The sequence below is a fragment of the Halosolutus amylolyticus genome (genome assembly GCF_023566055.1).
Taxonomy (GTDB): Archaea; Halobacteriota; Halobacteria; order Halobacteriales; family Natrialbaceae; genus Halosolutus; species Halosolutus amylolyticus.
Genome location: NZ_JALIQP010000002.1, coordinates 1172257 through 1193593, shown reverse-complemented (window position 1 = coordinate 1193593; position 21337 = coordinate 1172257). Strand labels below are relative to the sequence as shown.

General features: G+C 67.6%; 24 protein-coding genes. 8 read left to right on the top strand and 16 right to left on the bottom strand.

Translation table 11 applies throughout. The features are described 5' to 3' along the window. Window positions 1-6: 6 nt before the first annotated feature. The 8 genes from MUN73_RS12340 to pdxT form a co-directional block, all read right to left on the bottom strand. Window positions 7-1443, bottom strand: coding sequence for a hypothetical protein (locus MUN73_RS12340; RefSeq protein WP_250140772.1), 1437 nt, complete (start codon window positions 1441-1443; stop codon window positions 7-9). Beyond that, the gene (locus MUN73_RS12335; protein ID WP_250140771.1) at window positions 1443-2882 is read right to left on the bottom strand and encodes a DUF58 domain-containing protein; all 1440 of its coding nucleotides are present in this window, start codon (window positions 2880-2882) and stop codon (window positions 1443-1445) included. Before MUN73_RS12335 ends, MUN73_RS12340 begins: the two co-directional genes overlap by 1 nt. Further along, on the bottom strand, window positions 2875-3714 hold the full coding sequence (locus MUN73_RS12330) for a DUF7269 family protein (protein ID WP_250140770.1): 840 nt from the start codon (window positions 3712-3714) through the stop codon (window positions 2875-2877). The genes MUN73_RS12335 and MUN73_RS12330 overlap by 8 nt, the downstream gene beginning before the upstream one ends. After that, entirely contained in the window at window positions 3711-5909 is a 2199-nt protein-coding gene (locus MUN73_RS12325) for a DUF4129 domain-containing protein (protein WP_250140769.1), read from the bottom strand. Before MUN73_RS12325 ends, MUN73_RS12330 begins: the two co-directional genes overlap by 4 nt. Before the next feature lie 83 nt (window positions 5910-5992). Continuing rightward, window positions 5993-6115, bottom strand: a complete 123-nt coding sequence (locus MUN73_RS22595) for a hypothetical protein (protein WP_265339176.1) — start codon at window positions 6113-6115, stop codon at window positions 5993-5995. Beyond that, window positions 6112-6396 carry a phosphoribosyl-ATP diphosphatase gene (gene hisE / locus MUN73_RS12320; RefSeq protein ID WP_250140768.1) on the bottom strand — a complete coding sequence of 95 codons (285 nt, stop codon included), beginning with the start codon at window positions 6394-6396 and terminating at the stop codon, window positions 6112-6114. The genes MUN73_RS22595 and hisE overlap by 4 nt, the downstream gene beginning before the upstream one ends. After that, window positions 6397-6864, bottom strand: a complete 468-nt coding sequence (locus tag MUN73_RS12315) for a bifunctional nuclease family protein (RefSeq protein ID WP_250140767.1) — start codon at window positions 6862-6864, stop codon at window positions 6397-6399. Between the two features lie 167 nt (window positions 6865-7031). Next, a complete protein-coding gene (gene pdxT, locus MUN73_RS12310) occupies window positions 7032-7649 on the bottom strand; it encodes a pyridoxal 5'-phosphate synthase glutaminase subunit PdxT (RefSeq protein ID WP_250140766.1) in 618 nt (205 codons plus the stop codon). A gap of 172 nt (window positions 7650-7821) precedes the next feature. Here pdxT and tnpA point away from each other — a divergent pair, with 172 nt between their 5' ends. Then, window positions 7822-8214: an IS200/IS605 family transposase gene (gene tnpA, locus MUN73_RS12305; protein ID WP_250140765.1), complete on the top strand. Its 393-nt coding sequence runs from the start codon at window positions 7822-7824 to the stop codon at window positions 8212-8214. 2 nt (window positions 8215-8216) lie between these two features. Continuing rightward, a complete protein-coding gene (locus MUN73_RS12300; protein WP_250140764.1) occupies window positions 8217-9479 on the top strand; it encodes a transposase in 1263 nt (420 codons plus the stop codon). A gap of 96 nt (window positions 9480-9575) precedes the next feature. Here MUN73_RS12300 and MUN73_RS12295 read toward each other — a convergent pair whose 3' ends face one another. From MUN73_RS12295 to MUN73_RS12275, 5 genes are all read right to left on the bottom strand, one after another. Continuing rightward, window positions 9576-10616, bottom strand: a complete 1041-nt coding sequence (locus MUN73_RS12295; RefSeq protein ID WP_250140763.1) for an SDR family oxidoreductase — start codon at window positions 10614-10616, stop codon at window positions 9576-9578. A 2-nt stretch (window positions 10617-10618) separates the two neighbouring features. Next, the gene (locus tag MUN73_RS12290) at window positions 10619-12130 is read right to left on the bottom strand and encodes a vitamin K epoxide reductase family protein (RefSeq protein WP_250140762.1); all 1512 of its coding nucleotides are present in this window, start codon (window positions 12128-12130) and stop codon (window positions 10619-10621) included. Beyond that, entirely contained in the window at window positions 12127-14049 is a 1923-nt protein-coding gene (locus MUN73_RS12285; protein WP_250140761.1) for a glycoside hydrolase family 15 protein, read from the bottom strand. Before MUN73_RS12285 ends, MUN73_RS12290 begins: the two co-directional genes overlap by 4 nt. A 76-nt stretch (window positions 14050-14125) precedes the next feature. Further along, window positions 14126-14509 (bottom strand): SPW repeat domain-containing protein, encoded by a 384-nt coding sequence (locus tag MUN73_RS12280; protein WP_250140760.1) that lies wholly within the window; start codon window positions 14507-14509, stop codon window positions 14126-14128. Window positions 14510-14581: 72 nt separating this feature from the next. Next, a complete protein-coding gene (locus MUN73_RS12275; protein ID WP_250140759.1) occupies window positions 14582-14935 on the bottom strand; it encodes a four-helix bundle copper-binding protein in 354 nt (117 codons plus the stop codon). A gap of 294 nt (window positions 14936-15229) precedes the next feature. Between MUN73_RS12275 and MUN73_RS12270 the strand changes: the two genes are divergently transcribed. Both MUN73_RS12270 and MUN73_RS12265 read left to right on the top strand, forming a co-directional pair. Further along, window positions 15230-15550, top strand: a complete 321-nt coding sequence (locus MUN73_RS12270; RefSeq protein WP_250140758.1) for a hypothetical protein — start codon at window positions 15230-15232, stop codon at window positions 15548-15550. Then, complete coding sequence (locus tag MUN73_RS12265) at window positions 15538-16119, top strand: ArsR family transcriptional regulator (RefSeq protein ID WP_250140757.1); 582 nt, start codon at window positions 15538-15540, stop codon at window positions 16117-16119. The genes MUN73_RS12270 and MUN73_RS12265 overlap by 13 nt, the downstream gene beginning before the upstream one ends. Window positions 16120-16193: 74 nt before the next feature. Here the strand turns inward: MUN73_RS12265 and MUN73_RS12260 are convergent, their stop codons facing one another. Continuing rightward, complete coding sequence (locus MUN73_RS12260; RefSeq protein WP_250140756.1) at window positions 16194-16355, bottom strand: preprotein translocase subunit Sec61beta; 162 nt, start codon at window positions 16353-16355, stop codon at window positions 16194-16196. Between the two features lie 216 nt (window positions 16356-16571). On the opposite strand from MUN73_RS12260, the gene MUN73_RS12255 reads away from it, so the two are divergent. Both MUN73_RS12255 and MUN73_RS12250 read left to right on the top strand, forming a co-directional pair. Then, on the top strand, window positions 16572-17441 hold the full coding sequence (locus MUN73_RS12255; protein ID WP_250140755.1) for a formyltransferase family protein: 870 nt from the start codon (window positions 16572-16574) through the stop codon (window positions 17439-17441). 375 nt (window positions 17442-17816) lie between these two features. Continuing rightward, complete coding sequence (locus tag MUN73_RS12250; RefSeq protein ID WP_250140754.1) at window positions 17817-18782, top strand: CARDB domain-containing protein; 966 nt, start codon at window positions 17817-17819, stop codon at window positions 18780-18782. 143 nt (window positions 18783-18925) lie between these two features. Here MUN73_RS12250 and MUN73_RS12245 read toward each other — a convergent pair whose 3' ends face one another. Next, complete coding sequence (locus MUN73_RS12245) at window positions 18926-19570, bottom strand: universal stress protein (protein WP_250140753.1); 645 nt, start codon at window positions 19568-19570, stop codon at window positions 18926-18928. Between the two features lie 208 nt (window positions 19571-19778). Between MUN73_RS12245 and MUN73_RS12240 the strand changes: the two genes are divergently transcribed. Together MUN73_RS12240 and MUN73_RS12235 are read left to right on the top strand one after the other, a co-directional pair. Then, entirely contained in the window at window positions 19779-20048 is a 270-nt protein-coding gene (locus MUN73_RS12240) for a thioredoxin family protein (protein WP_250140752.1), read from the top strand. A gap of 215 nt (window positions 20049-20263) precedes the next feature. Beyond that, window positions 20264-20431, top strand: a complete 168-nt coding sequence (locus MUN73_RS12235) for a DUF7556 family protein (RefSeq protein WP_250140751.1) — start codon at window positions 20264-20266, stop codon at window positions 20429-20431. Between the two features lie 204 nt (window positions 20432-20635). Here the strand turns inward: MUN73_RS12235 and npdG are convergent, their stop codons facing one another. Beyond that, on the bottom strand, window positions 20636-21304 hold the full coding sequence (gene npdG / locus MUN73_RS12230; protein ID WP_250140750.1) for an NADPH-dependent F420 reductase: 669 nt from the start codon (window positions 21302-21304) through the stop codon (window positions 20636-20638). Window positions 21305-21337: the final 33 nt, after the last annotated feature.

The window sequence follows — 21337 nt, the reverse complement described above, 5'->3', positions numbered from 1 at the left end:
CCCGATTCATCCCCGTACTGGAAGCAACAGGACGATCGCGCCGAAGACGACCACGGCGGCGGCACCGGTGCTCCCGACCCCGGCGAACGCGCCACTGCGAAGTGTCTCGAGGCCGATCGCGACGAGTCCGGCGACGACCCCGACGCCGATCGCGAGCACCCCGTGGAACAGTTCGAGCCGGCGCGTCTCGGGGACGTGACCGAGTTCCGCGGTCACGCCGAGGCCGAACGTCGAGACGTCCCAGACGATCGCCGCGCCGGCGATACAAGCGAACACGAGCGCGGGGTGGCCCCGGCCGAGCCCGATCGCGGCGATCACCAGGCCAGCGGCCGCGATCGCCGGGCCGCCGGCGCGGTCCGGGAGGAGGCCGAGCCAGACGGCGACCACGCCACCGCCCACGACGACGACGAACACGATCGGGCCGACGCCGATGGTCAGGGCGACGAGCGCCGCCGCGACCGGCCTGAAGATCAGCGGGAGGATCGCGATCGGTGCCAGCAACGCGATGGCGACGCCGACGGTGATCGCGGCGCTTCGTCGGGTGGCGTCGGCGCTGAACCGGCGGGTGAGTCCCCGAAGCAACACGGCTCCCAGGCCCGCGAGCAGGCTCCCGACGGCGACCGCGACGGCGGGACCGAGCACGTACCACGACGAGAGCGCAGCGAGCGCCGGGCCGACGAGCGGCCCGCTCAACGGGGTCGCAGCGAGCGTGCCGCCGAGGCCGAGGCCGATCAGGACGACGAGGACGACCGGCGTTCCGAGGGCTACGACGAGCAGGGTCCGCCGCAACGCTGCGAGACGGCGTTCCATCGCGTCCCGGCGATCGCGGCGGGTCAACTGCAGGATCGGGAGCCACCGGAGCCCGAGCAGGACGGTACCCGCCGTCCCCCCGAGGACGAGCAGGAACCCGCCGATCGACAGCAGGGGTGCGGTCTCGCCGACCAGCAGTTCCAGGGCCCAGCGGCCGAGGACGCCGACGGCGACGACCGCGATCAGGACGATCGCCGCGAGCAGCATCGCCGCGTAGGCAAGCGCCGTCCCCTCGACGCTTCGTTTCACCCCGTCGCTGCCGACGTCCGCCCAGGCGGCCCCGATCCCGAGCAGTGCGAGCGCGAATCCGCTCACTGCGAGCCCCTCCCGGGTCACGAACGGCGCGACGACGAGCAGCAGTATCGTCGCCGAGCCGAACGTCACGAGCAGGGCGTGGCCGACGAATAGCTGGACGAATCCCGTCCCGTCACGTTCGAGGAGGCCGAACCCGGCGACTGCCATCCCGACGACGAGCGCGAGCGTGGTCACCAGCGATGGCTGGTCGAGTACCACGCCGGCGACGCCGACGAGCGCCACGATCACGAGGGTCGCGAGCCACAGGCTCGCCGCACGCGCCCGGCCCTCGTCGCCGATCGCCGACGGCCGATCGAGTCGGGGCCCGGCCAGCGACATCAGTCGTCACCTCCAGCGCTCGGGTCGCCGACCGGGCCGGTCGTGGGGCCGCTGTCACGTCCACTTCCACCGCCACTGCCGCCGGCCCCTGCGCCCAGTCGACCGGCGAGTTTCGCATCGGCGGCGAAGGCCTGCTCGATGATCAGCGGCAACGGGGTCCCGCGTCGCCAGTCGAACGTGCGAGCGCCAGCCGCCTGACACCGGGCCAGTCGCGTTCGTCGGCGTATCTGGGCGTGCTGGCCGCTGGCGGTGTTCTCGGGGACGATGTCGGGCGAGAGCACGACGGTGGGCAGGCCCGCTCCCCGCCAGGTCTCGACGCCGCCGATCGGGACGTCGTCCAGCAACGGCGAGAACAGCGCGACCTGTGCGTTCGCCGGCGCGAGGTCGATCAGTTTGCGGTGTTGCTCGGCGGCCCGGTCCGCCTCGTAGCGCTCCGACCCCGTCATCGACTCGCCCGGATTTCGGTCGCGAATCTCGCTCGGCGTCGTCGCGTCGGTCGCCAGCCGAAACGACTCGAGCGCGCGCGATCGCTGTTCGGGTCCACTCCGCGGCTCGAGCCAGACGAGTCCGGCGGGGCCGTCTCCCTCGAGCCCGACGATCGCGACCCCGACGTCGTGGCCGTGTGCGAGCAGGTCGGAGAGCGCCCGCGTCGCCGCGTACACCGCGAGTTCGACGCCGGTCGGCCGCCCGCGCCCGGCGACGACGTGGTTCGGACTCCGGGCGTCGACGACGAGGATCACCGTCGCGGCGACCTGCTGTTCGTAGTTGACCGTCGCGAGTTCGCCCCGTTTCGCGTACTGGCGCCAGTTGATCCGGCTCGCGGGGTCGTCCGGCTGGTGCTCCCGCGAGGAGTGGAACGCGATGCCCTCGCCGGGCCGATCGGTCGTCAACTGGCCGATGCGCGTTCGACCCGTCTCCTCGATCGGCGGCGCGTCGGCGTCGAGTCGACAGACGAGCGAGTTGTCGCCAGCGGGTTCGGGGGCCGTCGTCGTGACCGCGCTCGCGCCGAGCCCGCGAACCCGGACGTGCGGGGGCTCGAACGCGTACTCGCCGCGCCGGGCGACCACGACGTACTCGATCTCGATCGTCTCGCCCGGCTCGAGGGTCGTCCCCGCACGCGGCGACCCCTGGAGGACTGCGAGGTCCCGCGGGACGCCGTCGACGATCCGGAGATCCGGGAGCGTCCGATCGCTCTCGTTCGTCACCGTGAGCGTCACGGTGACCGGTCGGCCGGGCGGGGCGGGCGTCGGCGTCACTGATCGGCTGAGTGCGAGGTCGTCCTCGTCGGGCGGGCGAACGCGCGAGAGTGCACCGGCGGCCACGTAGGCCAGCGGGACGACACCGCCCAGCAGCAGGACGCCGTTCCCGTCGGCCAGCCCGGCGATCACGAGCACGATCGTGGCCGCGATGGCCCCTCGCCACCGTCGCTGTCTACGCATCGCTCACCTCCTGGTCGTCTCGACGATCGGCCGTCCCGTCTCCCCGTCCGGGGGAGCCAGTCGTCCCATCCCCTCGATGCCGACGGGATGGCCCCGGTCCGCGCGCGATCGCGTCCGGATCGACGGCACGCTGTAACTCGCCGCCGGCCCCGCGTCGTAACTCCTCGAGACGGGGCTGCAGGACCGGGACTGATCGCGGCGCGGTCTGGCCCGGCACCGACGGCAGGGCCTCGTCGGCGGCTTCGGCGACGGCACCCATCGCACGCCTGGTTCGGCGGCGGACGACGCGCTCCGGGAACAGCCACGCGCGGAGCCGATCGCGGAACGGTCGCGGCGGCGGTTCCACGTCGGACGACAGCACGCTCGCGGCGACTCGATCGTCGGTCCAGTTCCCCCCGTCGATCGCCGCCCGAACGTCTGCCCGGGTTCGGCCACCCTGGACGAGCGCGTCACACAGCGTCTCCCGGAGGACGGGCCGTACGACCGCGAGCCCGTCGTCGACGGTCTCTGCCTCGCGAGCGGTCCTGCCCGCTCGCTCGACGACCCTCGCGAGGCCGTCGCTCGAGAGCGGCGGCTCCCGGTCGGTCCGCTCGGGGGCCGGCGTCGCGAACCGATCGTCGTCGGCCCACGGAACGGCGGGGCCGGCCCCGCTCGCGTCCGGCGTCCCGCGGATCTTCCAGAGGCCGACGACGAGCGCGACGAGCGCGAGCAGGATCACGCCGCCCGTGGCACCGTTCGATCCCGTCGGCCGGGTCGCGAGACCGATTGTGATGCCGACGGCCACGAACGCCACTCCGACGATCGCGACGAGTACCGCCCGAAGCCGGCTCACGGGCGATCACCGTCCGTTCCGGGGGACGAGCGATCGCGGTCCGGTTTCGATTCGCGTTTCGGCTCCTCCGCCGGTTTCGATCGCTCGTCGGGCCGACCCCGGCCCCCATCCGTGGTCGCCGTGTTCTGCGTCAGCACCGCGGCGGCCTCGGCGGCGCGCTCGCGAACCCGCTCCGACAGCGGCCGCTCGCCGTACTCGACCTCGCGGAAGAGCGTCGTCAGTTCGCGAACCGGCTCGCGCGGGTAGCCGGCCTCGACGGCCGTGCGTTCGATTTCGCCGGGGGTCCGCGTCTGCCACTGCCCGGGAGCGACCTGTCGGGCGAAGGTCCGCCACAGCTCCCGGAACGAGGGCTGGGTCCCGTCGCCGGTCGACTCGACGGTCGGCGTCGTCACCCCGCCGGCGTCCCCGGGTCCGGTCGGCGACGGCTCGTCCTCGCGACTCGATCGCCGCCGGACGACGGCGACGACGGCCACGGCGAGTATCGCGGCCGCGACGAGGGCGCCCGGTTCGTCGCCGACGACGTAGCCGCCGACCAGCAGCGGTACGGCTCCGACGGCGACGAGGGCGCCGGTCGGGTGTTCCCGGATCCACTCCGTGACGCGGCCGATCGCGGCGACCCCGCGCGCCGGGAGCGACCGGAGCCAGTCGGCCAGCCTCGCACCGAGTGCGGCGGCCGATCGCGGCAGCGATCCGATCCACGTTCGCACCGCATCGACCGCGCTCCAGAGGCAATCGACCGCCGTCTCGAGGAGCGCGACCAGCGCGAGCGCTCGATCGACGAGCCACGCGCTGACGCCGCGCGCGCCGTCGCGGACCGCCGGGGATTCCACGTCGGGGCGTCCGTCCCGAGCCACGACGGCACCGACTCCGATCGCGGCGACGACCGCGAGCGCGACGAGCCCCGCGATCGGACCGTAGAACGCCTCGACGACGAGGACGCCGGTCAGTCCGGCGGCGAGGCCGACGACGGCGAGCGGGCCGCGGACGCCGCGGGATCTGTACGCGACGGCGGCGAGGCCGGCGACGGCGAGCGACAGCAGGAGGGCGACGCCGCCGTACGCCCCGAGCAGCGTCGCGGTCGCGGTCTGGTCCGTCGTGCTGACCGCGACCGTCGCCGTCGGATCTCGCGGCAACTCGACGGCCAGCAGTCCGTCCTCGTCGGTCGTCCCGCGCCGCTCGCCGTCGATCGAGACGGTGGCGTTCGGCACTGGCTCCCCGGCGATCTCGGCCGCGACGTAGCCGTCGCTTCCCGGGACCGGTGCGAGGCCGCCGGGCACCAGTGTCGCCTCCAGCAGCAGGACGTCGATCGTCGTCGTTCCCGCGAAGTCCCCGCGTTCGACCCGGACGTCGACCTGCTCGGTGCCGTCGTCGGGGACGGTGATCGTGGCGGTCCCGTCCGCGGCCGTCTCGGTCACCTGCTCGCCGTCGACGGCGACGCTCGCCTCTCGCATCGGTTCGCCCTCGATCGCGGCCCGGATCTCGATCGGGTCGCCGGGGTAGGGATCGTCGGCGACGGCGATCGCGACGTCGCCGTCGATCTCGTACTCGACGGTGCTGTTCGACTCGTCGCTCTGGGCGGTTCCCGTCGCTCCCAGCAGGGTCGACTCCGACGTGGTACCTGCGCCGGCCGTCGCACTCGCAGACGAAAGCGCCGGGCCGACGGCCCGGCAGTTCGGATCGCCCTCCGCGCCGACGTGGACGACCAGTTGCTCGACGTAGGGAACTTCCCCACTCACCCGGCCTCGATCGTCCGTCTCGCCGATCGATCGGTCGTTGAACCGGACCGGGACGTCGGTGAGCGGTTCGCCCCGGTAGCTGATCGTCGCCGTCACCTCCCGGCCCGGCACCGGGTCCCGGTCGAGCGCGACCGTACACGCGTCGACGGGTCGATCGCCCTCCGGCTCGACCGTCGTATCGCCGTCGTCGGGTTCGAGGTCGAGCCACTCGAGCAGTTCGGTCCAGTCGAAGGAGATGTCCGGGCCGTCGCCGTCACCCGACCCGGAATCCGTGTCGGGATCGAGTTTGGCGTCGGGATCGGCCTCTCCCTCCGGCTCCGGCGGGGACGCGCCGTCGGCGCCGAAGCCCGGCGCGAAAAACGACGCGAAGACGAGTGCGAGCGCCGCGAGCACGACGAACGAGACCTGGCGGTAGTCGAATCGATCGCCGCTCGACTCGTCCGTGGAATCGGCTGACACGTGCGTTCACCTCGTCGTTCGAATCGGCCCCACGACCTGTCGTTCGTTCAACGGGTATGTATCACCGCTCCCCGACCAAGAAACTACCCCGTCGATCCGGCCGCCGGGACGAGGACGGCACGCGTCGGTCCCTCGCTCTCCCCCGTCGAGGGGGCGGCGACGGGGACCCGCCACGCACCCTCGACGGTTTGTCCCGATCCGCTCACCGGCGGGCCCTGAGTTCCGCCTCGAGGTCGTCGAGATCCATGTCCTTCATCGAGAGCACGACGAGCAGGTGATAGACGATGTCGGCGGCCTCGTAGGCAACCTCCTCGCGGTCGTCGTCTTTCGCGGCAAGGACGAGTTCGGTCGTCTCCTCGCCGAGTTTCTCGAGCACCGCGTTCTCCCCTTTCTCGTGGGTGAACAGCGACGCGGTGTAGGAGTCCTCGGGCAGCGTCTCCTTGCGATCCTCGATGACGGCAAACAACTCCTCGAATATGTCCTCCATCTACATGTCACCGGATACGTTGCGGATGTCTTCGAGTTGCTCGAACTTTTCGCTATCGTCTCGGCCGTCCTCGAAGACGTCTTCGGTCACCTCGATCGACGCGTTCGTCCGGGCGGCGAGCGCCAGCGAGTCGCTGGGCCGGGCGTCGATGACGGTCTCGCCCCGCGGCGTCTCGACGTGGAGGTCGGCGATGTAGGTGCCGCCCTGGCCGTCGTCGCGTCGCTCGATCTCGCTGACGACGACCCGATCGATGCGGCTCCCGAGTTCCTCCATCACGTCGAGCAGGAGGTCGTGGGTCAGCGGGCGACCGATGTCGTCGGCCTCGAGGCCCCGCGCGATGCTGGTCGCCTCGTCGAACCCGATGAAGATCGGCACGACGTCTTCCTCGCCCTCGACGGCGAGGACGACCACTGGCACCGGTCCCTGGGGCGTCCCCGCGACGCGGACCGCGTCGATGGATGCCTTCATACCCCCACGGATGTTGGCGAGGATGAAAAACCTGCCCGACAGCGAGTGCATGCACCGGCGGTCCGCGGTCGATCGATCGCCCGCTTCGATCGCCGAACGGACCGCCGCCGCGATCGATTCTGGACGGACGCGCCGCCGCGATCGATCACAGACCGTCCGTCGGGCGGTCAGCGCGACTCCGCGTCCGCCGGCACCGCCGCGTCGTCGTTCTCGAAGAAGGCGAGGCCGTGGATCCGGCTGTCGGGCGTGAGTTCGGGATGGAAGGCGGTCCCGATGATCGGCCCGTCCCGGACGGCGACCGGCCGATCGTCCCACGTCGCGAGGACCTCGCACTCGCCGACCGCGTCGATCGCCGGAGCGCGGATGAACACCGCCGGATACGGTTCGTCGAGACCCGTGACGGAAAGGGGAGCCTCGAAGCTGTCCTTCTGGCGACCGAAGGCGTTGCGCTCGACGCTCGCGTCGAGCAAGCCGAGTTCGTCGACCCGGTCGTCGTTCGCGTCGCTCGAGGCGACGATCAGGCCGGCACACGTCGCGAGAAGCGGCTTCCCGGCGGCGACGTGGTCCCGGATCTCGGCGGCGATTCCCTCGCTGTGAACCAGCCGCGAGATGGTCGTCGATTCGCCGCCGGGCATCGCGAGCAGGTCGCAGTCGGGGACGATACCCGATTCGCGGATTTCGTGAACTGTGACCTCGCGGCCGTGTGCCCGCCCCGCCCGTTCGATGGCGTCCGCGTGTTCCGTCACGTCGCCCTGGACGGCGACGACGCCCGCAACCAGTGTCATGCGCTCTGCTATGGACGGGCCGTTCAACTATCTTTCTTCAAGGCGAGAATCCCGCCGTTTACGGCGGACGTGAAGCCGACAACTGCCTCACGTTCCGCGTCGGTTGCAGGCCGAATACCCCACGACGGCAAATATTTATTAGAATTGGGTGTATAGAAATCAGTACGGCCAAATGAAGTACAACCTCGAAAAAGGGTCGCACACCGTCTACGCGCTCCAATATCACTTTGTGACCGTCACAAAGTACCGCACGGACATCCTCACCGACGAAATCGCAGAACGCATCGGTGAGATTGCCAGCGACATCTCCGAGGACTTTGGCGTGAGCATCCAGAACGTTAACGGCGGTTCCGACCACGTTCACATTCTGTTCACGGCGAAGCCCACCACGAACCTCACCAAGTTCATCAACTCGCTCAAAGGCGTTTCGTCGCGCAAGATTCGGGACGAGTACCCCCAGACTCGGCAGGTGCTCGACAGCGCGTTCTGGCAACCGGGGTACTTCCTCGCCACCACCGGACAGGTGAGCATCGACGTGCTGATGGAGTACGTAGAGGAACAGTAGCGATGTCCACGACCGTCACGAAAACGTTGCAGGCGACGTTCGCGCCCCCCACCGCACACAAACAGGAGAAACTGAACGACCTGCTCGAAACCTACCGTGACGGTCTACAAGAGGCGTTCGACTCCGGGGCGAGTACCATGTCGTCGGTGAGCGACATCGTGACGCCCTACGACCTCCCGTATCAGGCCAAAGCCGCCCTCTGCAACTACGTTCCGAAACTCCGCAAGACGTACAACGCTCAGGAGTTGGACGACGGCCACCCGATACGGCTCACCAACCAAGCCGCGAAGTTCGACCACTCCGACGAGCGCGAGCATGAGTTTACGTGGTGGGTTCCTCGCCCCGGTCGGGGGACGAACTTCTGGATACCGCTCCGCATCAACCCCGAACAGAAAGACCTCTGGCACGACCTCGTATCAGAGGACACGAAGGCAGGCGAGATACGACTTCAACAGCACCGGCAGAACTGGGTACTGCACGTCACCGTCGAGTACCCGGTCGAAGAACCAGCGACAGACGGTGACGCCACGCACATCGGCTTAGACATCGGAGAAACCGCCCTCATCACGGGCTGTGCCCTCAAGGACGGTTCTCCGACTGACCCGTTCGTGCGTAGCGGAAGCAGAGCGAAGCATCTCCGCAAAGAGATGCACACGACCCTGAAACGACTCCAAGAGCGTGACGCCTCGGAGTGGCGTACCGACGAGAGGTTCGACCACTACCAGAACGCGCTTACCGACATCGTGGAGAAGGCGTCTCGGGAAGCCGTCGAGTACGCCAAGCAGTTTGAGAACCCGGTGTTGGTGATGGAGAATCTGACATACATCCGCGAACGACTCGACTACGGGAAGTACATGAATCGTCGCCTTCACTCGTGGGCGTTCGCCCGACTGCAAGGGCGCATCGAGGACAAGGCGACGGAGGCGGGCATCCCAGTTGAGTACGTGAATCCGGCGTACACCTCGCAGACGTGCCACTCGTGCCACCGTATCGGTCGGCGGGACTTGCAGGGCAAGTTCCGGTGTCCGCATGACGACTGCCACGTTTCGACGTTTCAGGCCGACATCAACGCTTCCGCGAATATCGCACGGCGAGTTGACCCGTGGGGAGAGAGCGTCCCGCTTGACAAGGCGGAACGCGATGACTCGCTTCGGGATGGGAGCGGTAGTGACACCGCCACGACTCACCGTGAGACGAGCGAGACTCCCTCGCAGATGACGCTCACGGCGTTCCAAGAGTCGGAACCCTCTGCCAGCGACGACTGACTGGTATTCCCTATGCGTGGGGAAGCCTCGCCGTTTACGGCGAGGAGGATGTCACGTTACGAGGTGTCGCGCAGGACTCGGCCGGTCCCGTCGGCCTCACCCGGGATCGGCGGACGTAGCCCGGCTGCCGAGAATCGCGCCGACGATCGCGGCCGCGAAGCCGGCGAGTAGCCCCAGCGTCCGCCGGTTGGTAGTCACCCAGAGCTGGTAACTCCGATCGCGCGCTCGCTCGTCGAACGGGCCGCGAGCGCCAAAGTCGCCGGCCACCGGCTCGTACAGGTTGTGCTCCCGATCGGGATCGACCGGCTCGTCGGTTTGCTGCGCGTCGTACCCGCCACGGGCGAGATAGTCGTCGAGTCGCCGCGGAACGAGTCGGTTGCCGAGGATCGCCTTCAGCGTCGGCCAGCCGACCCACAGTTCGTCCCGGCCGTGATCGACGGTCCAGACGATCGCCCGGGCGGCGACCTCGGGCTGGTAGATCGGCGGCACCGGCTGTGGCTCGCGCGGCAGGCGGCTCTTCGTCCACTCGAACTGCGGGGTGTTCATTGCGGGCATCTGCACCATCGAAAGTTGCACGTCGCAGTCGTCGTGGATGAGTTCCGTCCGCACGGACTCGGTGTACCCCTGGATCGCGTGTTTCGCCCCGCAGTAGGCGGACTGGAGCGGAATGCCGCGGTACGCCAGTGCCGAGCCGACCTGGATGATCGTCCCCTCGTCGCGCGGGCGCATCCGATCGAGCGCGGCCTGCGTGCCGTAGACGTAGCCCAGGTACGTGACCTCGGTGACGCGACGGTACTCCTCGTCCGTCATCTCCGCGGCCGGCGAGAACACCGACACCATCGCGTTGTTCACCCAGACGTCGATCGGGCCGAACGCGTCCGCGACGGTCTCGGCCGCGGCCTCGACTTGCTCGGGGTCGGCGACGTCCGTCGGGACGGTGACCGCCTCGCCGCCGGCCGCCTCGACGTCCGCTTTGCCGGCCTCGAGACCCTCCTCGCCCCGCGCGAGGAGGCCGATCTTCGCGCCGCGATCGGCGAACGCGCGAGCGGTGGCTCGACCGACGCCGGCCGATGCGCCTGTGACGACGACGACTTCGGCGTCGGTGGATTCGGCTTCGGAAGCGGTAGGTTCGGTCATCGTTAGCTACTGAGAGGGTTCAGTCGATCGACCGTCTCGAGGGTGGCGTAGCGCTCCCAGCCCCCGTAGCGGTCCGCGATCGGGCCGCGCGGAACGCTGAGGACCAGGACGAGCACCCCGGCGACGACGGCGTTGATCGCGGCGATCATCGGAACCCCGGCGAACAGCCACGGGGCGACGACGATCCACGCCGCGAGCGGGACGTTCAGGAACCGAATCGAGCGGGCGGGTTCGGCGGTCGCGATCACGGTAAACGAGACGATCAGCGAGCCGACGAGGTGGCTGCTGTCGGCCATGAGCCCCGACGTCCCGAAGACGGTCGGGGAGAGCATGAGCCAGACGCCGAGCGCCATCGCGGCCAGTAGCGTCCACGGGATCGAGACGCCCCAGAACGGTTCGCGGACCGGCGAGTCGTCGATCGGCCGCGTCGCGCTCCCGTCGACGCCGGCCTCGTCTTCGGGGATCGTCCCGCCCATCCAGAAGGCGGTCCAGAGGCTGTCGCCCTGTCGCATCAGCCGGACGAGGTACTGCCCCATCGCGACGACCTCGTCGACCGTCAGCGAGATCATCCACAGCATGCCGAACGCCGAGAGGAGACAGAGCGTACACCACGTCCCGACCATGATCGGCTGCATGATGACCAGCAGGACCTGGACGAACCCCAGCGGGATCACGACGACGCCGAAGAAGGCGACCATCCACGGCATCGTGCGCCAGCGCCGCCGATCGCCCATGAATCCCATCAGCGCCTCGACGGAGTAGGCGACCGCGCCGAGGCCGGCGTCAGAAACGGGGAAGGCTTCCGACACCTTCGAGGTGAGGATCTGCTCGGTCCCCGTGCCGTACAGCGGGTCCCACGCGCTACTGATGTACTCGAGTTGGAACGCGGCCATGTACCACGAGGCGAAGAAGCCCAAGATCCCGAGCGCGATCAGCGGGGCGCGCTGTGCGCCCGTCGAGGGGTTGTACGACCAGCCCGGGGGCACGGCCGGGCCGTCCATCTCCGAGCGCATCACGATGATGATCGAGAACGTCATCACCATGATACCGACGAGGGTGTTGTTGGCGTAGGCCGCCGCCGTCGGCGCCCAGAACGCGATCGGCGAGAACACCAGCCACAGGCCGACGACGCCGTTCGCGTAGTTGGCGTAGCCGCTCTCCCGGTAGATCGTGAGGCCGGCCAGCGCGATCAGGACGACGCCGCTGATCACGCCGTTCCACCGCATCAACGCACTCTCGTAGCCCAGCGTCGGCGTACTCGCAATCAGCCAGAGGCCCAGCGAGATGATCGCGTACTGGGGCCAGATCTCCTCCGTCGGATGGGCGAGCATCATGTCGCCCGGCCGCATCGACCCGTCGCCGCCATTTCCGTCGTCGCCGTCTCCACCGTCGGTCGACGTCTCGACTCGATCGTCGCTCTCCTCGCCGGACTCCGCGTTCGCATCTCGGATTCGCCCGTCGGTCGCGACGGCGGTGGGTTCGTCGGTCGAGTCGTCGCGTCGTTCGTCGCTCATTGTCTCGGTGTCTCTCCGTCAGTGTCGCTGTCGTTCGACTGGCGGACGATCGTCCCGCTCGAGATCGCTTCTTCGAGCGACTCGTCGCGGCCGAGCGGGGCCGGCGATACTGCGCTCGAGCCGTCCGCGTGGCCGAGGTAGAGCGCGCTGTTGAGGAGCCCGATGTGACTGTACGCCTGGGGGAAATTGCCCCGCTGGTCGCCGCTCTCGGGATCGATCGCTTCGGCCAGCAGTCCGAGCGAACTGGTCTCCTCGAGGAGGCGTTCGAACCGCTCGGTCGCTTCGGCGGTCCGCCCCGAGAGCGCGAGCGCGGAGACGAGCCAGAACGAGCAGACGACGAACGGGCTCGCCTCGCCGGGGAGCCCGTCGTCGCCCTCGTACCGTCGGACGAGGCCGTCGTCGGCTTCCAGCCGATCGATCGTCGCGTCGATCGTGCCCTGCACGCGATCGTCCTCGGGCGGAAGGAAGCCGACGACCGGAACGAGCAGGTTCGCCGCGTCGAGCGTCTCCTCGTCGCCGAACGCCCGCACGAAGCTGTCCGCGCGCTCGCTGTAGCCCCGCCCGAGGATCGCGTCCCGGACCTCGCGTCGGCACGTCCGCCAGCGATCGAGCGGTGCCGACGCGTCGTCGCCGGCGGCCTCGGCGATCTCGATTCCCCGATCCAGCGCCGTCCAGCACAGTACCTTCGAGTAGACGAACTGCTCGTAGTCGGAGCGGACCTCCCAGATGCCGGCGTCGGGCTCGTCCCACCCCTCGCAGACGTAGTCGATGAGATCCCGCATCACCGCCCAGTCGTCGACCGTCACCGGTTCGCCGTAGCGGATGCTCTCGTAGATCGCGAGGATCAATTCGCCGTAGACGTCGAGCTGGTGCTGGTTCTTCGCCGCGTTCCCGACCCGAACGGGCGCAGACCCGCCGTACCCGCTGAGATGATCGAGGACCCGTTCGTCGGGGACTTCCTCGCTGTGGAGGCCGTAGACCGGTGGCACCGCCTCGGGTTCGTGGCTGCGACAGTGATCGAGGCAGAGTTCGAAGTACGATCGGGCCTCTTCGAGGTGGCCCAGTTCGGCCAGCGCTCGAACGGTGAAGGCCGCGTCGCGGATCCAGTTGAACCGGTAGTCCCAGTTGCGGACGCCGCCGAGGTCTTCGGGTAGCGAGGTCGTCGGGGCCGCACACACCGCGCCGGTCTCGCGGTGGATGAGGAGTTTGAGCACGAGCGACGAGCGCGTCGCGAGGTCGTGCCAGGGACCGCCGACGGGGCAGTGCTCTCCGTCGCAGTCGTGGGTCCACTCGCGCCAGTAGTCGACGGTGTCCCGGAGCGTCTCCCGGTGGCGCGACGGTTCGAGGGGAATCGCCTCGTCGTATCCCAGCACGAGCCATCGCGTTTCGTCGGCTTCGAGCGTCACCGTCGCGCTCGCCCCGGTCCCGTCGGCCGAGGGCTCGATCGGAATGTCGCTCGAGAGGACGACCCGATCGTCGTCGCCGATCGCGACGATGTCGTCGCCCGCCGGTTCGACGGTGGGGACGTCCCGCGCATAGTCGAATCGCGGCTCGAACTGGACGTCGAGATCGATCGGCCCCGCCCTGCAGTCCACTTTCCGGTAAATTGCGGGCGGATCGTCCGCCCCGATTGCCTCGGCGACGGGCACGAAGTCGGTCAGCGTCGCACTGCCGCTCGCGGTCTGGAATGTCGTCTCGAGGACGTTGGTGCGGTCGCGGTACCGCTGGACGCCCTCGAACGACTGAGTCGGCCGAACGGCGAACCGGCCGCCGCGATCGGCGTCCAGCACGGAGGCGAAGACGCTCGGCGATTCGACGTGCGGGAGCGGACACCAGTCGATCGACCCGTCCCGGCTGACGAGCGCGACCGTGTTTCCGTCGCCGATTGCGCCGTACTCCTCGAGTCTGGTGTAGTCCATGGTCACGGTTGGTCCCGGATCGGTTCGGCCGCCGCTCGCTTTCCCATCGTCGGACGAGTCCCCCCAACATGCTCCATCACGGTCTCTCTTCGGCAGTCGTACGAAGGGCTGGATCGGTGGCGGCGAGCGTCGCCACGTAAGCGTTGTAGCCGGCGAAGCTCGCGACGAGGGTCCCCGCGACGACGTCGTTCCACAGCGCCACCCCCTTGATGCCGAGCGCGAACGGTGCGACGACGAGCCAGAGCCCCAGGATCGCGGCGAGCCCCGACCCGATCGCGCTTGCGGGCCGCCGCCTGACCGCTCTGGCGTAGTTGGTGCCGGCCGCGAGGACGACTACAGTACCGACGACCGCGTCGTTCCACCAGCCGATCGCCGGTGCGTCGACGACGATCGGTGCGACGACCAGCCAGCAACCGATCGCGACGTTGCCGGCGGCGGCCGCTCTCGTGATCGCATCCATGGTATCGAGGTTTCACGCGCACCGATCGCGAGCGGGTGACGCTCGGAATCACGAATCGCGATCCTGATGGTTTCAGGCCGACGCCATGTTGCGACAGGTCGCCGCACAGTCCCGGAGGACGTCCGCACAGACCTGACAGTGCTCGTGATCGTGTTGCTCGCACTCGTCGGCGCACTCCTCGCAGGCGTCGGCGGTGATCCCGGCCAGGTCGGAACTGTAGCCGGAATTGCGGGCCATGAATCGCGCGTGCATCTCGGCCAGGTCGGCGACGTCGCGACAGAGGCGCAGACACTCGGCCATCTCCTCGCCCTCGTCGGCGCACTCGTCGGCACACCACTCGCAGGCCTGTACACACTCGAAACAGCTGTCGATGCACTCCTGCATCTCCTCGTCTCCGCTGACGTGGTCGATCTGGGTCAGTGCCATTGCGGTCGAACGGTGGGCCCCGATCCGTTTTGTTAGCCGCTCCCCACGACGCGCCGACCGATCGGTGAGGGGCGATACTCGTGGCGGGCGCGGCGGCGCGGCCGATCGGTGAGGACGGAGTTACGACGGATTACCGCCGGTCGACGCGTCCGGTTCGCCGGCGAGCGATCGGCTGGGCCGCGACCGACTCGACGCGGTCGATCCCCAGAATCCCGCAACAGAGTCGCCCTTCGCCAACGCACCGGTGCAATCACAGGCCCCAGGTTAACGGCTCCCGGACCTGTAGCCCGCGTTATGACCAACTCCGTCGGTCACCTCATTGGCGTGTCCTTCGCGATCGTCGCCAGTACCGGGGCCGGAGTGTTCGCGCTCCTCTCCTGGGGAATCTTCCGGAACTCGCCGTTCGGGACTGCGATCGCGCTCCTCTCGATCGGGATGGTCGCCCTGACGCTCTATCACACCATGTTGCTCGTCGCGGGCCCGGAGTCGCTGGCTCTCCACGTGATCCGGAGTGCGGTGAATACGGTTATCGCCGTCTTCCTCGGCCTGCTGATCCTCCGACATCGTCAACTCCACCGGGCTCAATCGAGAGGTGAACCGACGTGGACGGACTGACCCCCTTCGCCGGCTACAACCTGGCGATCGGGATCGTCGTCGCGCTCGAACTCCTGTACTTCCTCTCGCTGGAGGCGTCGACGACGGCGTATCGCCGGTTCGTGCTCGTCACCGCCGCTGGGCTGGTGCTGGCCGTGATCGGCGGGCCGGTCGCCGAACTGGTAGCGCCGTCGCTGGTCCACTGGGTCCACGGGACCGCCGCGTTGCTGGTCGTCTTCGGCCTCTACGATCCCGTCGCGAACGAGGTGCGGACGACGGAGTGGGACCGAGCGTTACTGACCGAACCGTCCAGTATCCGTCGGCCGGCCGACTGGATGACGCCGATGGACGACGAAATCCTCGGCGCGTTTTACGGCACCGATCTCGCACTGACGCCGTCGATCGTGGCCTTCAATACCGGATTCAGCCGAAAAGAGGTGAATCGCCGCCTGATCGAACTGGAGACGCACGACCTCCTCGAGAAAGTCGAGCGGGGGAAGTATCGGTTGACGAGGCGCGGCGAGCGGTACCTTCGCGGTCACCTCCGGGCCGGTCCGGGGACGGCGGACGCCTCTGGCGTTCGCGGGTAGTCGAGTTACGGAACGCGGCGGACGCTCCGCTGTCGTGCGTCGCGATCGATCGGTGAGAAGGGGGGCTGTCGACGTTACGAGACGAAAGTCAACAGCTGGATCAGTACGCCCAGCATCACGCCGAACGCGATGACCGTCTTCGGATCGATACGGATGGCGTTCGAGTCCTCGGAGTCGAAGTACCGGACGAGTCCGGCACTGGACATCAGCCCACCGGTGTTCTGTCCTCTGTCCATACGCATTCGTATGCCCCCCCGAAACTAAGTCTTTCGTCGTGTCCCTGGCATTCGTCCGCGGCGCCGAGCGAATAGTACCGGGGCGTGTACCGCCGTTATTCGCCCGTCATTATCACGAAATCGAAGGGGGTGTGCATTTTTAGCGCCGTGCTACAAGAAGCGAGACGAGTCACATTGTGGCAGTAACTAAGAAAGGACGTACGAGACGAAGCATTCATGCGGAATACCGGACCGACGAGAGTCGGATTTCTCACTGATTCTCACCTCTACTACTGGCAAGCGCGCGCTGTCGAGCGATTACGGCGCGAACTCGATATCGACATCTCGATCGTCGTGAGCGATTCCTGTAACACCGGTCCCGTCAACGAATTCACGAATCCGACGGACCTCGTCGGACTGGACGCGGTGAAAAAGGGGTACGACACCTTGAGCCGCGAGAGCGCGTGGGCGCTCGTTATGGCAGAGCGAACCATCGCCAAGATGCTCGGCGACGAACGGCGGCTCTGGCGTCGGGTCCGCGTCGAGGACGTAGACTGCTTCGACGACGCCGAGCACGTCCGCTGCGACCCGCGAACTGAGAACGGTTGGACTGAATTCTCCGACGACATCGTGACGCACGTCGCGAAGAGTTGCGACGTCGCCGTCCGCTTCGGCTTCGGCCTCATCCGAGGCAGTATCTTGACCGCACCGGAGTACGGCGTTCTGAGCTTCCACCCCAGCGACATCCGAACGTACCGCGGGATGGGTCCGCCGCCCGCGTTTTACGACGATCAAACCACGATCGGGTCGACGTTACAGCGGTTGAACGAGACGATCGACGGCGGACGGATCGTCGCGTACGACGAGGTGCATATCGGTGATTGTTACACGTTGTGGGACGTCTTCGATCGGATCGTGCGGCTCCAGATTCGCCTCTTGACCGACGGAATCGAAACGCTCCGCGATTCGACGAAGGAACCCAAAACCGTCCCCGACGAGGAGTTAGGCGAGTATCATCCGTTGAGTCGACGACGCGATCTGGATTTCTCGGGAAAAATTCTGCTGAAGAACCTCTCCGGCCGGGCTCGCCGCCGATTCAGAAGGTGAAACAGGCGGTCCCGGACGGAACGCTGATAGAGTGACGCTACGTTTTCGGCCGGTTCTCACCGGAGCGACCGAGGAGCCATACGATCGGCCGTGTGTCCGCTCTCGATCGACCGTCCAGCACCGAAGTCGCGTCTCACCGCACCTGCGATCTGCACGACCACGACGCCGCAATCGATCACAACGTGAGTTGGCGTGTAGGGGAACTCTGCTGGCTGAAACCGGGATATAACAATGTACGGGCGCTGAATCTACCGGTCACGACGAACAATGACGGATTCCCTTCTTACTCCTCCAGCCGTCCCGTTGACGGCTGTCGCCGTTGGAATAATCGCTGTACTCCTAATCGGCGCAACAGCCGGGGTCGGGATAGTCGGCGTGGCCGCCGCCCAACAGAACGATCGGTCGGACGAGTACGCTGTCGTACAGGGGGACGAGTGCATTCCCATCGAACCATTCGGACAGGGCCACCAGTCGGCAGCAGAGTTGTACGACTACCGGACGCCGAACACGTCTCCGAGCGCACCCACGTACAGCTCCTACGGAACGGGGGACCTTCAGGAGGACGACACGAGTATCCTCTTCCTGTACGAGGGACGCGACGGGCTCAGCCTCGTACTAGTTCACGACCGGCTCGACGGAAACACGTCCGGCGGTTCGGCGACGATGCACGTCGAGGGCCTGCCGGAAGACGGCGAGTGGGTCGTCGAGGACGATAGCTACGACGGGACGGAGGATACGTTCGATCGTCGCGGATCGACGAGTCGCCTCTCCTGGGCCTGGTCCGAAGGCCGAACCGACGGTGCCGCTTTCACCGGCGGCCTCGACGACGCTTTCGAGATCGAAATCGATCCCGCCTTCAACGACGAGGCGGAGCTACAGGTCTACGACGGAGAGATCACCGACTGGCAGGTCCTCTCCGGCCCCGATCACGACAGCGAAGCGACGTCGCTGGATCTGGACCGACCGATCACGATCCACGCCGGCGGCTGTGGCTCGCTGACGGTGATGGAACTCGACACCTCCGGGACGGTGTCACCCGGCGAGTCGACGACTATCGAGGCGACGGTCACGAACGAGGGCGTCCAGGAAACGACGTCGACCGTGCCGGTGACTGTCGACGGTGAGCCGATCGACCAGATCGACGTGTCGCTGGCACCCGGCGAGTCCACCACCGTAGAGACGGCCGTCGAATTCGACGAGACGGGAACGCATACCGTCGGCATCGCCGACGCGGAGACCGACGTGACCGTCGAGGGCGGCGAACCGGCGGCCGGTTTCGGCACCGTCGCTGTAGTCGTGGCCGGCCTGCTCGTGGCTGTCATCGCGCTCAGCCGGCGCTGAACGGTCTCCAGCGCTCGACCGCGACCGGGATCGATCGGCGAGACGAGAGCCGTCGTCTCCTTCCGTATCGAGTCCGTCGAACGATCATCGACGAGCCGTGATCGACCCGGTACTCGCCGTCGACGAGGCTCGATTGGGCCCCGTCAGGACTCGGTGACGTCGGCGATCCGCGTCCGCCCGGTCGGTCGCGAGATGTGGACGTTGAACGCCCGGTCGTCGGTTTCGGCGTGGACGATCCAGTAGCCGCCCATCTCGTGGGGGTCGTCGCCGATCTCGAGCCCGGCGGCGTCGATTCCCTCGTCCGACTCGAGTGCCGTCCGGGCGGCGTCGATCGCCGCGTCGGCGCTCCCGACGGGTTCTTCGTCCTCCTCGGCGCGCGTGACCAGGACGGAACACTCCGCGTTGCGCACCACGTGTTCGGTGACGCTCCCCAGCAGGAGCCGATCGATTCCCTTGCGGCCGTGGGTTCCCATCACGACGACGTCGATCGCGTTGACGTCGGCGTACGTGAGGATCCGTTCGCGGGGATCGCCCTCCTCGATGGTCGTGACGACCTCGAGGTCGTCGGGGGCGCGTTCGGCGACGGCGTCGGTCAGTTCGCGGCCGTGTTCGCGCATCGATTCGGAGACCTGGCTGTCCGAGAGGCTCCACGGCGTCTTCTCGTCGACGTCGACGGCGAACAGGACGTGCAGCGTCGCGTCGAACTGGTCGGCGATCTCGATGGCCTGTTCGACCGCTCGCGATGCGGGTTCGCTCCCGTCGGTAGGAACCAGTACGTTTCGATACATGGTCTAGACTTCGACTGACTCCCATAAATTCGTGGGGCTAATGACCGGATCCCGAGAACGAACGGTCCGGACCGCCAGTTCCGGAGCCGATTCGCGGGTACCAGGGTCGAGGACCGCTGTCGTGGTGCGCTCGGACGATCGGGTGTGTGTCACCTTCGGCCGACTGGGAAACCCTTATGCGCGCTGCCTCGGAACTAGCGGTGAACCGATGACTGTCACACTCAAGGATTTCTACGCGGACTGGTGTGGCCCCTGCAAAACCCAGGATCCGATCCTCGAGGAACTCGAGGACGACTGGGAGGGGCGATTCGAGGTCGAGAAGATCAACGTCGACGAACAGCAGGACGTGGCCAACGAGTACCAGGTACGCTCGCTCCCGACGCTCATCATCGAGAACGACGACGGGATCGTCGAGCGCTTCGTCGGCGTCACCCAGCGCGAGGACATCGAGGACGCGCTCGAATCGGCCGGCGCGTAAGGACGACCCGTCTCGCTCGTTTTGCGATCGAACTCGCGTCGTAGCCGCTCCTGTCGCGATCGCGCGGCGGTCGCCACGCGCCCGGCTACGGCGTGTCCAACTGACTACCGATATCTACCGATATCTATAGTACTGGCGGGTATTTCCTTGCACCTTCAACCAGTAATTGCGGACATTCCAGAACATTCATAGTGCGGCTCTCCGTTCACTCGCGTATGAAGCCCGACCTGGAGTCGTTCGGGGAGGAGGACGATCCGGACGTCGTCGCGGCGATCGACGAGATCGACGGTCGCCAGCACCTCGTCATCGCAGACATCACGCGAGACGACGTCTGGATGACGGTACCGGAAGCCGAGGCGCTCTCGGCCGACGAGTGGCGATAACGCCACGGCTCTCCCGCGGGTTCGGGGACTCTCGATCGCGGTTCGTTTTGCTCCGGTCCGGACCGACCCGCTTCCATCGCTCCGGGTTCGACTCGATCGATCGTCCCGGGTGTGGGTCCCGGCGGATTCGACTGACAGGTCGGCAGTGGTAGCCAGTAGCGAGTGGCGCGGCGCGTCGATTGCCGGCGCGTCAGCGATCGATCGCTACACCCACTTCACGCCGACGTCGTGCATGTCCTCGTTGTACTTCGCGATGTTGATGACCAGCGGGGTGACGCTCTCGACCTCGGCGGCGTTGGCCAGCGGGCCGACGTCAAGGGCGCGCAGCCCCTCGATCTCGTTCGCGAGGTCGAGCACGCGCTTTTTCGCGTCGCCGTCGTCGGCGACGACGAGCGTGTCCAGGTCGAGGTCGTTGTCGAGATCCGACAGCGCGTCGGCCGCGAGGTTGTGGAAGGCTCCGACGACCGGCACCGCGTCGGGCGCGCGCTGGGCGACGAGTTCGGTGACGCTCCCGGCCCCGGGCGGGTGGTAGTGGAGGCCGTCCTCGTCGCCCTGCATCCCGACCGCGGGCGTGACGAGGATCGTGTCCTCGTCGAGGCTATCCGCGACCGCCTCGACCGTGTCGCCGGCGTAATACGGCGGCACCGAGAGGACGACGACGTCTGCTCGATCCGCGGCCATCTCGTTCGCAAAGCCCTTGACGGACGCGTCGGCACCCCGCTCCGCGAGTTCGTCCTCGTAGGACGCGACCGCGTCGCGAGCCTTCTCGGGATCGCGCGACCCGATGAGGATCTCGTGGTCCGTATCGCGCGCAAAGCGTAGCGCGAGTCCTTCGCCGATGTCGCCGGTTCCGCCGAGTAGTGCGATTCGCATACCCCTCTCTGGGCACGGCATCCGAATAAAATG